Annotated in this window: 15 protein-coding genes, 1 tRNA gene and 1 pseudogene; 10 read left to right on the forward strand and 7 right to left on the reverse strand. The window is 65.5% G+C overall.

Translation table 11 applies throughout. From position 1 onward, the window contains the following. Window positions 1-7 precede the first annotated feature (7 nt). From QPR87_RS16260 to choX, 7 genes are all read right to left on the reverse strand, one after another. A complete protein-coding gene (locus tag QPR87_RS16260; RefSeq protein ID WP_011748575.1) occupies window positions 8-949 on the reverse strand; it encodes a DMT family transporter in 942 nt (313 codons plus the stop codon). Beyond that, window positions 946-1989 carry a tRNA epoxyqueuosine(34) reductase QueG gene (gene queG / locus QPR87_RS16265; protein ID WP_285050380.1) on the reverse strand — a complete coding sequence of 348 codons (1044 nt, stop codon included), beginning with the start codon at window positions 1987-1989 and terminating at the stop codon, window positions 946-948. Before queG ends, QPR87_RS16260 begins: the two co-directional genes overlap by 4 nt. Next, a complete protein-coding gene (gene fzlA / locus QPR87_RS16270) occupies window positions 1970-2659 on the reverse strand; it encodes an FtsZ-binding protein FzlA (protein ID WP_041529955.1) in 690 nt (229 codons plus the stop codon). Before fzlA ends, queG begins: the two co-directional genes overlap by 20 nt. 85 nt (window positions 2660-2744) lie before the next feature. After that, window positions 2745-3503, reverse strand: a complete 759-nt coding sequence (mtgA, locus tag QPR87_RS16275) for a monofunctional biosynthetic peptidoglycan transglycosylase (protein WP_011748572.1) — start codon at window positions 3501-3503, stop codon at window positions 2745-2747. Between the two features lie 39 nt (window positions 3504-3542). Beyond that, window positions 3543-4124: a DUF1269 domain-containing protein gene (locus QPR87_RS16280; protein ID WP_011748571.1), complete on the reverse strand. Its 582-nt coding sequence runs from the start codon at window positions 4122-4124 to the stop codon at window positions 3543-3545. Window positions 4125-4258: 134 nt separating this feature from the next. Further along, window positions 4259-5755 carry a choline-sulfatase gene (betC, locus tag QPR87_RS16285; RefSeq protein ID WP_285050382.1) on the reverse strand — a complete coding sequence of 499 codons (1497 nt, stop codon included), beginning with the start codon at window positions 5753-5755 and terminating at the stop codon, window positions 4259-4261. After that, the gene (gene choX, locus QPR87_RS16290) at window positions 5756-6691 is read right to left on the reverse strand and encodes a choline ABC transporter substrate-binding protein (protein ID WP_011748569.1); all 936 of its coding nucleotides are present in this window, start codon (window positions 6689-6691) and stop codon (window positions 5756-5758) included. A 171-nt stretch (window positions 6692-6862) separates the two neighbouring features. On the opposite strand from choX, the gene QPR87_RS16295 reads away from it, so the two are divergent. The 10 genes and pseudogenes from QPR87_RS16295 (at window position 6863) to QPR87_RS23760 (ending at window position 13741) form a co-directional block, all read left to right on the forward strand. Next, window positions 6863-6938: transfer RNA gene (locus QPR87_RS16295), tRNA-Ile, on the forward strand. Between the two features lie 781 nt (window positions 6939-7719). Then, a complete protein-coding gene (locus QPR87_RS16300) occupies window positions 7720-8088 on the forward strand; it encodes a hypothetical protein (RefSeq protein ID WP_285050383.1) in 369 nt (122 codons plus the stop codon). A gap of 47 nt (window positions 8089-8135) precedes the next feature. Next, on the forward strand, window positions 8136-10646 hold the full coding sequence (locus QPR87_RS16305; RefSeq protein ID WP_285050384.1) for a hypothetical protein: 2511 nt from the start codon (window positions 8136-8138) through the stop codon (window positions 10644-10646). Between the two features lie 125 nt (window positions 10647-10771). Further along, a complete protein-coding gene (locus QPR87_RS16310) occupies window positions 10772-11092 on the forward strand; it encodes a hypothetical protein (protein WP_285050385.1) in 321 nt (106 codons plus the stop codon). A 203-nt stretch (window positions 11093-11295) separates the two neighbouring features. After that, complete coding sequence (locus QPR87_RS16315; protein WP_285050386.1) at window positions 11296-12003, forward strand: hypothetical protein; 708 nt, start codon at window positions 11296-11298, stop codon at window positions 12001-12003. Window positions 12004-12155: 152 nt separating this feature from the next. Beyond that, complete coding sequence (locus QPR87_RS16320) at window positions 12156-12521, forward strand: hypothetical protein (RefSeq protein WP_285050387.1); 366 nt, start codon at window positions 12156-12158, stop codon at window positions 12519-12521. Further along, window positions 12518-12865 (forward strand): IS66 family insertion sequence element accessory protein TnpB, encoded by a 348-nt coding sequence (tnpB, locus tag QPR87_RS16325; protein ID WP_285050388.1) that lies wholly within the window; start codon window positions 12518-12520, stop codon window positions 12863-12865. Before QPR87_RS16320 ends, tnpB begins: the two co-directional genes overlap by 4 nt. A gap of 58 nt (window positions 12866-12923) precedes the next feature. Next, window positions 12924-13166: pseudogene (locus tag QPR87_RS23640) on the forward strand (transposase domain-containing protein); the annotation flags it as partial. A 124-nt stretch (window positions 13167-13290) separates the two neighbouring features. Then, window positions 13291-13548 (forward strand): IS66 family transposase zinc-finger binding domain-containing protein, encoded by a 258-nt coding sequence (locus QPR87_RS23645; protein WP_350310458.1) that lies wholly within the window; start codon window positions 13291-13293, stop codon window positions 13546-13548. After that, window positions 13484-13741 carry an N-acetylmuramidase domain-containing protein gene (locus QPR87_RS23760; protein ID WP_285050391.1) on the forward strand — a complete coding sequence of 86 codons (258 nt, stop codon included), beginning with the start codon at window positions 13484-13486 and terminating at the stop codon, window positions 13739-13741. Before QPR87_RS23645 ends, QPR87_RS23760 begins: the two co-directional genes overlap by 65 nt. Window positions 13742-13853: the final 112 nt, after the last annotated feature.

Below are 13853 nucleotides of genomic sequence, written 5' to 3' on the forward strand. Positions count from 1 at the left end.
CCGCGCCCTAACCCTGCGGGGTCATGGCCTTGCGCTGGCGGTTGCGCTCCAGCCCCAGCTGCCGCTCGCGCCAGATGATCAGGATGCCGGCGGTGATGACCAGCGCCGCGCCGATCAGCATGACCAGGGTCGGCGCCTCGTCGAAGATGAACCAGCCGATCAGCAGCGCCAGCAGCATCGAGGCATATTCGAAGGGCGCCACCAGCGAGGCATCGGCATAGCGATAGGCCGAGGTCAGCAGGATCTGCCCCAGCCCGCCCAGAAGCCCGATGGTGACCAGCAGCGCCGCGGTTTCGGCATCGGGCATCACCCAGCCGAAAGGCACCGTCAGCAGCCCCAGCAGCGTCGAGGTGACCGAGAACCAGAACACGATGGCCGAGGTGCGCTCCTCCTGCACCAGCTTGCGCACGAAGATCTGCGCCAGCGCCGTGCAGGCGGCACCCGACAGCGTGACCATGGCCCCCAGGCTTTCCTTGTAGCCCATTTCGGCGCCGAAGCTCAGGCGCGGGGACAGCACGATCACCACGCCGACCAGCCCCAGCACCACCATGGACAGGCGGAACAGCCGCACGTCCTCGCCCAGGAACATGGCGGCGAAGATCACCGTCAGCAGCGGCGCGGCATAGCCGATGGCCGTGACCTCGGGGAAAGGTAGCAGCGCCAGGGCCCAGAAGCCCAGCCCCATGGCGGCGGTGCCGATCACGCCGCGATAGAAATGCCCCATCGGGCGAAAGGTCTTCAGCCCTACGCCCAGTTCGTGCCGGAATGCCAGCCAGACCAGGATGACCGGAATGGCGAAAAGCGAGCGGAAAAAGACCTGCTGGCCCGGCGGCACGCCCAGCCCGCCCTCGGCGGTCGCCTTGACGATCGAGGCCATGATGGTGAACACCAGCACGCTGAGGCATTTCAGCAGGATGCCGCGCAGCGGGCTTGGAGGCGTATGGATCATGGCAATCGCTCGCATGCCCATTGCGCCGCATCGGCGACGCCCGGGTCGGGGTCCTGCCGCAATGCTTCGGCCAGCGGGCGCAGATGTGCAAGCCCCGAATTGCCGATGGCGTAAAGCACATTGCGCACCATGCGGTCGCGGCCGATGCGCTTGATCGGACTGCTCGAGAAACGCTCGCGGAAACCCGTATCGTCCAGTTGTGCAAGCTCCGCCAGCACCGGCGCGCCGTGGGGGCCGTGATAGCGCAGCTCGGTCGCCGCCTGTGCGAACTTGTTCCAGGGGCAGGCGGCAAGGCAGTCGTCGCAGCCATAGATGCGGTTGCCCAGCATCGGCCGCAGCTCGGGATCGACCGGCCCCTTGTGCTCGATGGTCAGGTAGGAGATGCAGCGCCGCGCGTCCAGCTGATAGGGTGCCGGAAAGGCCCCGGTCGGGCAGGCGTCGAGACAGGCCCGGCACGAACCGCAATGCGAATGCTCGGGTGCGTCCTTCGGCAGGTCCAGCGTGGTGAAGATCGCGCCCAGAAAGAACCAGCTGCCCAGTTCGCGCGACAGCAGGTTGGTGTGCTTGCCCTGCCAACCCAGACCGGCGGCCTGCGCCAGCGGTTTCTCCATCACCGGGGCGGTATCGACGAAGACCTTGATCTCGCAGCCGGTCAGCCCGACCAGCCAGCCGCCAAGGCGCTTGAGCCGCTTCTTGACCAGGTCGTGGTAATCCTTGCCCTGCGCGTAGACGCTGACCGCGCCGCGATCCTTGTGGTCCAGCACCGCCATCGGGTCGTGTTCCGGCGTGTAAAGCTCGGCCAGCATGACGACCGAGCGCGCCTCGGGCCACAGGGTCGCGGGCGAGGCGCGCCAATGCGCCCGCTCGGCCATCCAGCCCATCTGGCCGTGGCGGCCCTGTTCCAGGAACGCGGCCAGCCGCTCGGGCAGTTGCGGATCGGCGTCGGGGGCGCAAATGCCAAGGGCCGAGAAACCCTCGGCCCGTGCCTGCTGTTCCAGCCGCGAACGGATCTCGGCGGGGTCAGAAATCCAGGAGCGCATAATGCGGCGCCGGGTGGACGCCCGGCAGATGGTCGGCCAGCAGGCTGCGGAAGGCGGGCCGCGACTTGATCTTGGCATACCATTCCTGAACCTCGGTCGAATAGGTCCAGTCCACGTCCGAGATGTAATCGAGGCAGGACAGATGCGCGGCGGCGGTGAAATCGGCCAGCGTCATCACGTCGCCCGCCAGCCAGCGGCGATGCTCCAGCAGGCTTTTCATGTAGTCGAGATGATAGCGGATCGCCGAGAGGCCCGCCTTGACGGTGCGCGAATCCGGGTAGCCCAGGCGCATCACCTTTTTCCAGACCCGCTCGGTCATCACCGGCCGGGTCACCTCGGCGTTGAACTTGTCGTCGAACCAGGCGCAGAGGCGGCGGACCTCGTAACGCTCGGCCGGCAGGGCGGGCATCAGCGAGGGCTGGGGCTGGATTTCGTCCAGGTATTCGCAGATCGCCTGGCTTTCGGCCATCAGCCGGCCTTCCATGCGCAGGACCGGCAGCTTGCCTGCCGGGTTGCGGCGCAGGATTTCCGAGCCCGGCTCCCAGAAACGGTCCTCGACCAGCTCGACCTCGATCCGCTTTTCGGCCAGCACCAGCCTGACCTTGCGGCAAAAGGGCGACAGGGCGACATGGTAAAGGCGAATCGTGGAACTGGGCGAGGAAGTATTCATGAGGGGAAAACCGGTTCGTTCTCGGGTCTTCGGTTGATACGCCCCGTGGCGCGCGGTTTCAACCGCCATGGCGGGGGCCGGCGGATCAGCGCCCCAGCCTCAGGCAGGAATCGCGCCCGTCCGCCCGGATCGTCTCGGCGCCGCTGACGATCGAGCGGGTGCGGGCCGAGCCGGTCTGCGGGTTGCGCGTGCGCGGCGCCGGCAGGATCGAGGCGAGCGCCGCCGACTGCCGCAGGGTCAGCTTGTCGGGCGTGGTCTTGAAGTAATGTTCCGCAGCCGCCTTGATGCCGAAGACGCCGCGGCCGAATTCGGCGATGTTCAGATAGACCTCGACGATGCGGCGCTTGGACCACAGCGCCTCGATCATCGGGGTGTAGACCGTCTCCATCACCTTGCGGGGCCAACTGCGCCCTTGCCACAAGAAGACGTTCTTGGCCGTCTGCTGGGTGATGGTCGAGGCGCCGCGCGACGAGCCCGAGGCGATGACGCGGCGGATCTCGACCATGTCGAAGCCCCAGTGGTTGCAGAAATTGGCATCCTCGGCCGCGACCACCGCGCGGACCATGTGGGGCGAGATCCGGTCCAGGCCGACCCATTGCCGTGCCGCCCGGCCGGGAAATTCGCGCTGGCCCTGGATGATGGTCCAGGTGGTCGGCGGGTTGATGAAGGAAAACAGCAGCACCAACACGATCATCAGCGCCAGAAGCCGCACGCCGATCCAGCTGAGCCAGGACCACAGCCACAGCACGACGCGGCGCAGGGGCCGCCAGCCGCGCATGCGACGACGCGCGCGCGGCATCGGCGCCTCGGGGTTGTCGTCAATGGTGTCCGTGCGGTGGGGCATGGAGGCGTCCTGTCACGCCCATGCCCCTTGCGTCAAGCGTCAGGCCGAGGGCGAAGGCTCCGATCCTGCCGCCGGTGCGGCGCCCGGGGCGGGCCGGTCCACCTGCGGCATGCCGAGCGCCGAGCCCAGCTTGCCGCCGGCAAAGGCTTCGCGCAGGCGCTCTTCCTCGGCCTCGGGCAGCGAGGTCTGCATGACCCGGCCCCTGAGATGGAAGCTTTCCAGCCGCGCCAGCACCTTGTCGGCAGTCATCTTGCGCACCAGGATGAACACGGCCGAGCCGCCGGGCGGGATGGACTGGCCAAGCTCGCGCATGAAATCGTCGTTGATGCCGATGTCCGAAAGCTTGCCGGCGATGGCGCCGGCGCCCGCACCCACCGCCGCGCCGATCAGCGGATTGAGGAAGATAAGCCCGACCAGCGTGCCCCAGAACCCGCCGCCAAGTGCGCCCGCGGCGGTCAGGTTCACGGCCTGATGCAACTGGATATCGTCGGCCGAGGGGCGGGTGACGACCACGGCATCCTCAAGCTCGATCAGGTATTCCTTCTGCATCTTGACCAGTTCGGTGCGCAACTCGAAACCGGTCGCCTCATCGTCGAAGGCGATGACAAGCAGGTCGGACATGGGATGTATCCTCTTGGCTGATGACGGCGGGCCAACGCCCCGGCCGTGCGGCGGGTTCCCCGGCTGCGACACGCGGTCGCGGCCGGGGTCCGATGCCGTGCGGTGGCTGGCATCCCTTGGACAGAAAAGGCCGCCTATTCGCCCCGCGGGAAGCGCCTGGACTCCTCCAGCACGTTCAGGTCCATGTGGTTGCGCATGTAGCGTTCGGATGCCTTCATCAGCGGCTGGTAGTCCCAGGGGAAATAGGCGCCGTTGCGCAATGCCTCATAGACGATCCAGCGCCGTGCCTGGCTTTCGCGCACCTCGGCGTCATAGGCGGCCATGTCCCAACGCTCGCCGGCCATGGCCCGCATCCGTGCCAGCACCTCGGCCGCCGTCGGGTCGGTCGCGCGGTTCACCCGCTCGGCCGGGTCCTCTGCCAGGTTGAAGAGCATCTCGGGGTCCGCCTCACAGGTGATGTATTTCCAATCGCCGTCGCGCAGGCAGACCAGTGGCGCGACGCTGCCTTCGGCGGCGTATTCCATCGCCACCGGGCCGCGTCCCTCGGCGCCCTGCGCCAATGAGCGTCCGTCGGTCCAGGGCGCGATCTCGGCCATCGAGATCCCGGCGAGGTCGCAGATCGTCGGCAGCACGTCGACGGTCGAGACCGGCACCTCCACGCGGCCGGGCGCCATGCCCGGCGCCGCGATCATCAAGGGCACCCGCGCCGAGCCCTCGAAGAAGCTCATCTTGAACCACATGCCGCGTTCGCCCAGCATCTCGCCATGGTCCGACAGGAAGACCACGATCGCCTCCTGCCGGGTGCGTTCCAGCACGTCCATGATCTCGCCCAGCTTGTCGTCGATATATGAGATGTTGGCGAAATAACCCTGCCGGGCACGGCGGATGTGATCTGGCGTGACCTCCAGCCCGCGCCAGTCGCAGGCGTCCATCAGCCGCTGCGAATGCGGGTCCATCCGGGCATGGGGGATCGGCTCGGGCGGCTCCAGTTCGGGGATGCCCTCGTAGAGATCCCAATACTTCCGCCGGGCGACGAAGGGGTCGTGCGGATGGGTAAAGCTGACCGTCAGGCACCAGGGGCGGTCGTCGCCGCCGCGCGCCAGGTCGTAAAGCTTGCGGGTGGCGTTATAGGCGACCTCGTCGTCGTATTCGTATTGGTTGGTGATCTCGGCCACGCCGGCGCCGGTGACCGAGCCGAGGTTGTGATACCACCAGTCGATGCGCTCGCCCGGCTTGCGGTAATCCGGGGTCCAGCCGAAATCGGCCGGATAGATGTCGGTGGTCAGCCGTTCCTCGAAGCCATGCAACTGGTCGGGTCCGACGAAATGCATCTTGCCCGACAGGCAGGTGTGATAGCCCGCCCGGCGCAGGTGATGGGCATAAGTCGGAATGTCCGAGCAGAACTCGGCCGCATTGTCATAGACCCGCGTGCGGCGCGGCAACTGCCCGGACATGAAGCTGGTGCGTCCGGGCGCGCAAAGCGGGCTGCCGGTATAGGCATTGCCGTAGCGGGTCGAGCGTTCTGCCAGCGCCCGCAGATGCGGCACATGCAGGAATTCGGCCGGGCCGTCGGGGAACAGCACCCCCGACAGCTGGTCGGCCATCACGATCAGGATATTGGGTCGTTTCAATTATTTTACCGATGCCATGACTGCTTCCGCACCGGGTTTTCCATCCAGCGTGGTCACGCCGTCAAGCCATGTCGCCACCGTCTCGGCATTTTCGCCGATCCAACCCTTGGCGGCATCGGTCGCATCCATGCCGTCGTCGAGGATCTTGCCCATCAGCAGGTTTTCCTGATCGACGGTAAAGGTCAGCTGGGTGAACAGCTTCGCCACGTTGGGGCAGGCTTCGACCCATTCGTTGCGGGCCAGGGTGTGGACGGTGGCGCCGCCGTAATCCGGGCCGAACTCCTCGTCCCCGCCCGACAGATAGGTGATGGCCAGCTTGACGTTCATCGGATGCGGCGCCCAGGCCAGGAAGACCGAGGGTGTCTTGGCCGCATCGTTGCGCGCGACCTGCGCCAGCATGCCCTGTTCGCTCGATTCGACCAGCTCCCAGTCGCCAAGGCCGAACTTGTCCGCTTCGATCATGCCCTGGATGGTCTGGTTGGCGGGGGCGCCGGGCTCGATGCCATAGATCTTGCCCTGGAAGGCGTCCTTGTGCGCATCCAGATCGGCGAAATCCTGGATGCCCAGATCGGCGGCAGCATCGGTGACGGCCAGGGTGAACTTGGCGCCTTCGAGGTTCTGCACCAGTTCCTGGATGGTGCCCGAGGCGTCGAGGTCGTCGCGGAATTTCTGCTGCGCGGGCATCCAGTTGCCCAGGAAGACGTCGGTATCGCCGTTCTTCAGCGCCTCATAGCCGACGGGAACCGACAGCGTGCTGACCTGGGGCGTGTAGCCCAGCCCTTGCAGCAGGGCGATGGCGACGCCGTTCGTGGCGGTGATATCGGTCCAGCCCGGATCCGAGAAGCGGACGGTTCCGCAACTGGCGGGGTCCTGCGCCAGCGCGGGCGCAGCTGCAAGGGCAAGGGCAAGAGGCGACAACAGGGCGGTTCTGAGCATGGTCGGATCTCCGGTTTCGCGCCGCGGCAGGGCCGCGGCTTCATGCGCCATCAGCCCACAGGCGCGATGCCGGATCAAGAGCGGATGCCGGGCTGCCCGGGTATTTTCGGGGCCGGCGGCGATCTCGTCCTTGACGAAGCGAGCTTGCTCGATCAATGGTTGCGCCGTTCGGGGCCTGTAGCTCAATGGTCAGAGCAGGGCGCTCATAACGCCTTGGTTGGGGGTTCGAGTCCCTCCGGGCCTACCACGAACCTTTCAGTGTTTTGAAATATAGCGACTTTATGAATGGCTTGCTGCCTTCCCAAGGTGGGTTTGCTTCGTTCTGTTCTTGTTCCGTGCCCAGAGCGAGCCTCTTCATCCCTGCCGCCTGGATGTATCTCTGGATCTCGCAAGCGTCTTGTGGCCGCCCAGGCCATGATTGCATCCACGGATCCGCGGCATTCCGCGATCATCGTCAGCTTGGCTTTCCGCAACCCGTGAGCGGTTCGATTCTCCAACTCCATGTCCCGCGGCGTTGTTCATGACGTTCCCCAGGCCCTTGACGCTGCAGGTACGTCCCGTCTCCGTTTGGAGGAAAGCCAGTTTCCCGGCGGCTACGGGCATGACCTCGTGGGCGACCTGGTGTTTGCTAGCGGTATCCGAACGGCACGCCGGTAGATAAGGCGGATATCCGCGCATCGTGAGGTCTGGAGGATGGAATCTTTGCCAACAGTGGCAAGAGCGACGTTGACCTGGTCAGCGCCGCAACCGTCGGCCGGTCAGCGCTGGGACGGATCGTCACCACTGAGGGCAACCACCTCAACTTTCGAGACTCTTCCTCTCAGCCGTCGGTTCCGTTGTCCTTGACGCTTCCCTATTGGGTATCCAGTCCATGGTCCCCAACACGACATGCCGCATGGGCTCGTGCCAATTACACCGGGTCGCTGCCGAAGCGGCGTTGCGGCAGGGGAGGTCTGGCAACTGGAGGGGCGGTTTGCTGGGATCGATCCCGGCCTAGCCATACGTCGGGTGATTATCCTGGAGATTATGTGACGGCTGAGGGCGGAGACCTGCCCGACAGCTTGATCACCCGGTCGAACACGGGCTGGATGTATCTGCAGCGCGCGGCCGGTCAGATCGCGTTGCGCGGCGCCGTTGCGATCAGCACGGATGTGCTCGATGTCGTAGCGCGGATCTGGCGGATCGTGGATACGACCATCTTGGCGGGCGATGCAGTCGCGCTGGTGGTGGCTTGGCTGGATCACCGGCATGCGCGGATCGGCGAGACGGTCCTGGCGGGCCGTCTGGACTTGGACGTGGCGTCGGGTCGCGCGGAAATGTCGGCGCACGTATCGTATCTGGGGCGGTGCCCGATGTGGTTGCCCCACCCGCAGGGGCGGCCTATATGGTTGCACTAGCTCGTATCTACGGGTCCGATGGACAGACGGCCGTCGAGGAGTTGCGCGTGGATATCGTCTCCGACTTGTATCTGGTGCAGCCCGCGGACCTGTCGCAGGTCATAGCGGATGCCCAAGCGGGGACGGCGGCGGCCAATGCGGCGCCCCTCTTGGCTACCGAGACGCTGCCCACGATCGCGGCAGTTGCAGCCTATACGCGGCCGGTGCCGGTAGGTGTCATCACCCTGACGGGCGGCGATCAGGCGTATGACGGGCGCGGTGGCCAGTGGGTCTATGATCCATCCGACAGCACCAGCCCGGCCGATCCGCCGCACCTGCTGATCGGCGCCGATGGGGCGCGCTGGCGCCAGGTCCGGGACGAGGGGGCAGAGATGCCGGCGGCCTCCTACGGGCTGGTCGGTGACGGAGTCACGGTCAACACGACCGGCGGAGTCCCTGTTGGCGCCGACATCGACCTGGGCGGCAGGGCCTATGCCGTCGAAGTGATCCCCGAGCATTTCCGAGCCTATAACGGGGTCTGGATCGTGGACGGCCAACCAATCAGTGCCGCCCCCGAGAGGCTGCCCGCCTTTGGTCCTTACGTGATCAGCGTGGCGGAATATCCGTGGACATTTTTCCCTGCGGGCTTGTGGTACAATCAGGCCCAGCACCGACTGCACCAATGGCAGGTGGTCAGCGCCAGCCACGACATGTCTCGCGGATCGCGGGTCGATCATGTGGTCTCGCGCGACATGGGCGTCAGCACCTATTTTCGGCAGACGATTTTCAGCCGTGCCGACGCTGCGCGCGTACGTTGTGCGGCGATCGGCGAGCTTGACAATGGCCGGATCGGTGGTGTTGTCACCACCGGCGACAATCTCGACCGGCAATGGTTTGTCTGGACAGACGATCCGACGGCCTCGCCGGTCGTCTGGCACCATCGGGAGATCACTGGCCTGTCCCTGACTCATCAGGTTTATGGCCAGCCCATGAGGGGATTTTCCGGCGCGCCAGGCGACTGGATGGTCTCCACCTACACTGCCGGTCAGGCCAAGGTCTTGCGGACGCTGGACAATGGCACGACCTGGACCGAGCATGTGCTTCTGGATGCGGTTGGGCTGACAGGCACCGCCCCTGCGCCGGCCGAACAGGTCATACTGCAGACTCCGCGTGGATGGGTGATGCTGACGCGCGTCGAGGGCGCGGCAGACAACCGGAACCTACATCTCAGCACGTCACCGGATGGGGCGGTCTGGACCGATTGGCAGGACACCGGCGTTCCGCTCGGGTCCAATCCCGTGCATGCAGTGATGGACGGGGGGATGATCGAGGTGCTGCTAGCCTATCGCAGCGGGTTTCCGGACTCGGTGGCCGGTGATGGGCTGATCAGCCTGCGTGTGCCGATCGATGTGGCGTTCGACGATCCCGCCGCGGTCGCGCGGTTGCCGCGCAGGGCAGTGGCCGATCTGAGGACTGTGGCGATCGGTTATTTCCATTCCATTCGCATTCCTCGCGCGCCGGGCGATACGCAGGGGCGCTGGCTCCATGTCGGCAAGCATGATGAGAGCCGCTCGACCCTCCGACAGGCAGTGTCGTCCCAGGTCACACTGTCGCAAGTCCCGCAGGCTGCGCAGCAGCCCGAGGATGCGCGACAGGTTGTGCAGAATGCGGGCTTTGGTCTATCGCGGCGCGGGACGGTCTGGTCGAGCGACACGGGCCAGCGCTCCGGGCCGGATCGCTGGCGGCTGTCTGCCGGCAGCAACGGGGCGACGATCTCGGCCGAGCGCGTGGAACTGACCGCCGAGCAGCGCGGGGTGTTCCCGATGCTGACCCACGGACTGCGGATGACGAGCAGTGCGGCCGGCCCGGATATCGGATTGATCCAGCGATTTCTGGGAGCCGATGCAAGGGCGCTGTATCAGTCGCTCGGCGGCGCGATGACCGCCCGCGTCTACGGTTTCGGTCCCGCGCCGCGGCTGGTGGCGCGGGTTTCGGTAAACGGGCCTGGCGCGGTGGCGCAGGATCCGGGGCTTTACATCGAGGCCTCGCCGGCAAACGTAACCGGTGGTTGGCTGCAGGAGTTCAACGTCTCGCTCGGCTTCCCCGAGATTCCAGTGTCGGAGGTCAATAGCGTCGATATCTATATCACCACGGTCTCGTCCGCCGAGGCATTCAACGACACCGTGATCGCGGGGGTATTTGTCTGGTTAGGTGATGCTCCGCCCTATGAGACCAGTGTGCAGTCCTGGGAGCCGGATGAGCGGTATCTGTGGCAGAGGCGGACAGCCACGGCGTTCAGGGTCGCATCCGGCATGGTCGTCAATGCGTCGACCGCGCGGTTTATCCTGGAACTGCCGTTTGTAGGCGCGCCGGTTCTGACCCAATCGCCCGATGCCAGTGTCGTGGTGACGGTCGGTAGTACGGATTACCCAGTCACCGACATCTCGATTTTGACGGCGGATAGCCATGATCCACGCATTGTCACCCTGACCGCCAAGGCCGGGGGAGGCATGCCTGCCGGATCGGCCGCGCAGCTCAAGATCGATGCCGGCGCAATATCGCTCGATACAGGGTATTGATCTGCAAGCCGCGTAAGCGCTTTGCTTTCCCGCCATCGTGCGGTTTTTTTTTATGCCCGACAGGAGAGACCATAGAAGTACCCCCTGAACCTGGTCTGGGCCAGCAATTCTTTTTCTACGCCGCTGTGGTTGATGCCTGGATCACGGGCGAGGCGGGCAGGGCGGCGCTTGCCGGCGCGGCCGGCGGGCTGGTCCGCTGGTGGATGACCGTTGGCAAGTGCAGGCTGCGCGACGGTGCTGTAATGGCCGCGGCGGGCAGCCTGATGTCGATCTATTTCAGCCCGGTGATGCTGGCGCTTCTGGAACGGTGGATCGGCGAGATACGCGGCGACGCCGCCGGCGCGGCCGGGTTCGCCTCGGGCTTGGCCGGCATGTCGCTGGCCAAGCTGGTGCTGGGCATGATCGAGGGGCATGCCCGCAAGCTGGGAGGGCGCCACGATGCCTGATTGGTTCAAGATCTGGCTGCGCGAGGAGGCGAAGGCCTGGGGCTTCGCCGTTGCGCTGATCCTAACCTGGCTCGCGCTGCGGCTCCTCTGACGCGGGTGGTGGTGGCATGGGCGAACAATAAAGTGCTTGCGCCCCATACTGAGCTGCCCGACCTTCAGGCTCTCAATATTCGCTACGCCCGCCTTTTTTGTAGGCCTCACGCATGGCTTATGCCGGCCGCAATGCCGTGCGCCTGCGCGGTGACAGCGTGGTCACGATCAATGGCGGACAGTTGCCGATCATCGGCCGGGCGGGTGGCGATATGCGCACGTTCCGGGCCGAGGGCACGTCTCGCGTCAACCTGAACAGCGTCTACATCCCCGACAATCCTGCAGTCACGACGCATGTCGCGCTGATCGGGGGAGCGTCCAGCCTATCCGTTCGGGACTGCGTGATCGAGAACCCGGCCACGATCGTGGCCTATGGTGTACGCGGGCAGGTCTCCTGGAGCGGCAACAGGAAACCGGATGGAGCCCGGGCGGTATGGGGAGGATACGAGGCGTCCTGGATGCCGTCCCTGCTGATCGGTGGTCTTGATGCGGGGATCACCTACGGTACGCGTCAGGGCAGCTACGTCCTGCAAGAGGACGGAATGGTCACGGTGAGGTTCGACTTCACCCTCACCAGCAAAGGTATGGAGACGGGTATCCTGACGCTCGGCGGGTTGCCGTTTGATTCGTACGCGTCCAACGTCTTTCCCATTTTCATGCATTTCGCAGCGCTGACGGATGGCGCGCCGCTCATTGCTACGAACGGTTCGACCTGGACGCTGTCCCGGCAAACCACCTCGGGCGTTGCTTCGCTGAACGAAACCCAGATCAGGGATACGACCCGTATCCGTGGATCGCTTACCTATCGGACAACCCTCTGATCGCTACGGTAATACAGAGGCCACGTGCCAGTCTCGCCGCTAGCGAGGGCTTTTATACCGACCACTACAGGGATATAAGGTAAGCGTCTGGTCTGACCGCCCTGCCGCGTGGTGAAAGAGGCGGATAGTATCCACTATGGATGGTGGACACTATGGTGGTGGCGTGGGGCGTCGGACGAAGCGGCTTTGGATGGATGAGGAGAAGCGGTCGATCTGTTTACAGACGGCAGCGCCCGGCGTGTCGGTGGCCCAGGTGGCGCGACGCGGTTAACGCGAACCTGATCTTCAAGTGGCTGCGCGATCCCCGTTATGCGCCGGACCCCGCCTCGGCTGCGCCCCCAGCAGAGGCGGCGCGCTTTCTGCCGGTAGAGATCGTCGCGGAGACCAGGTCTGCCCCGGCGGCACCTGCCGCCGAGAACCACATCGAGATCGAGCTGGCGGGCGGTCACCGGATGCGGATCAGCGGCAGCTATGATCCTGAGGCGCTGGCGCGACTGATCCGGGGGCTGTCGATGTGATCCCGGTTCCGGCGAACACACGGGTCTGGCTGGCGGCAGGCGTCACCGACATGCGCAAGGGCTTTGCGGCCTTGGCGGCACAGGCCGAGGCCGTGCTGAAGCAGGACCCGTTTGTCGGGCATCTGTTCGTGTTCCGGGGCCGTCGTGGCGATCTGGTGAAGGTCATCTGGTGGGACGGGCAAGGGGCTTGCATGTTCATGAAGCGGCTGGAGAAGGGGCGGTTCGTCTGGCCCTCGGCCAAAGAGGGCAAGGTCGCGCTGACGCCTGCGCAGTTGTCGATGTTGCTGGAAGGGATCGACTGGCGGGCTCCTGAGCGGACGTGGCGGCCTCTGGCAGCCGGGTAATCGAACGCCCTACAAGAGAAGGATTCCCACAAGGAATACAGTGGGATAAACTTCCCGCATGCTCAGTCAGACCCTGACCTTACCGGAAGACCCCGAGGAGTTGCGCAGCTTCACCGCGCGGCTTCTGGCCGAGGTGAAGGCGCAGGCGATCCTGATCGAGAAGCTGCGCCACCAACTGGCAGGCCATCGGGCGCACCGGTTCGGGGCCTCGTCGGAGACGGCGGAACAGCTGCAACTGGCGCTGGAGACCAGCGAGATCGCCGCCGCCGCGATGACGGCCCGGATGAAGCTGCCGGACATCGAGGAGAAGGACAAACCGAGGCGCCGTCCGATCCCGGACCACATCCCGCGGATGGAAGTGGAACTGACGCCCGGCGCCGATGCCTGTGCCGATTGCGGCGGCCGCCTGCGCCGGATCGGCGAGGATGGTGAGGCACGAGCCCGCCACCAGTCCGAGGGCCGTGCCGAACGAAGAGCTGGAGTATGTGCCGGGCCGCTTCATCGTGAACCGTATTGTCCGGCCCCGCCAGACCTGCACCTGCTGCGAACGGTTCGTGCAGGCCCCGCTGCCCTCACGCCCCATCGAACGCGGGCGCCCTGGGCCGGGTCTCCTGACCCATGGGGCAGATCCTCGGCAGCAATCACAAGGCCGCAGGCTTTGCGACGCCCGGCGACATGGTTGAAGCCTTCTGCCACAGCGAAGCCGCGCAGCTGGAGGCGATGATCAGCTTCATCATCTCCGAGGGGCTGGATGACGAACTGCGCCGGCATGACTGGTCGGCCTTCGCCCGCCGGTTACAACGGCCCGGGCTATGCCACCCACGGCTATCACACCAAGCTCGCGGCGGCCTTCAAGCGCTGGTAAGCCTGCGGTGAGGGCCGTCTGCTCTGACTTAGCAAATGGTCGTAAGGCATTGCCTTATGGCATGCGCTTCAGTTGTTTCACCAATCGAGATCTTCGCCGCTGATGAGGCTGGCCGTCGTCGGC

It is taken from the genome of Paracoccus sp. SSJ, from assembly GCF_030234105.1.
Lineage (GTDB): Bacteria > Pseudomonadota > Alphaproteobacteria > Rhodobacterales > Rhodobacteraceae > Paracoccus > Paracoccus denitrificans.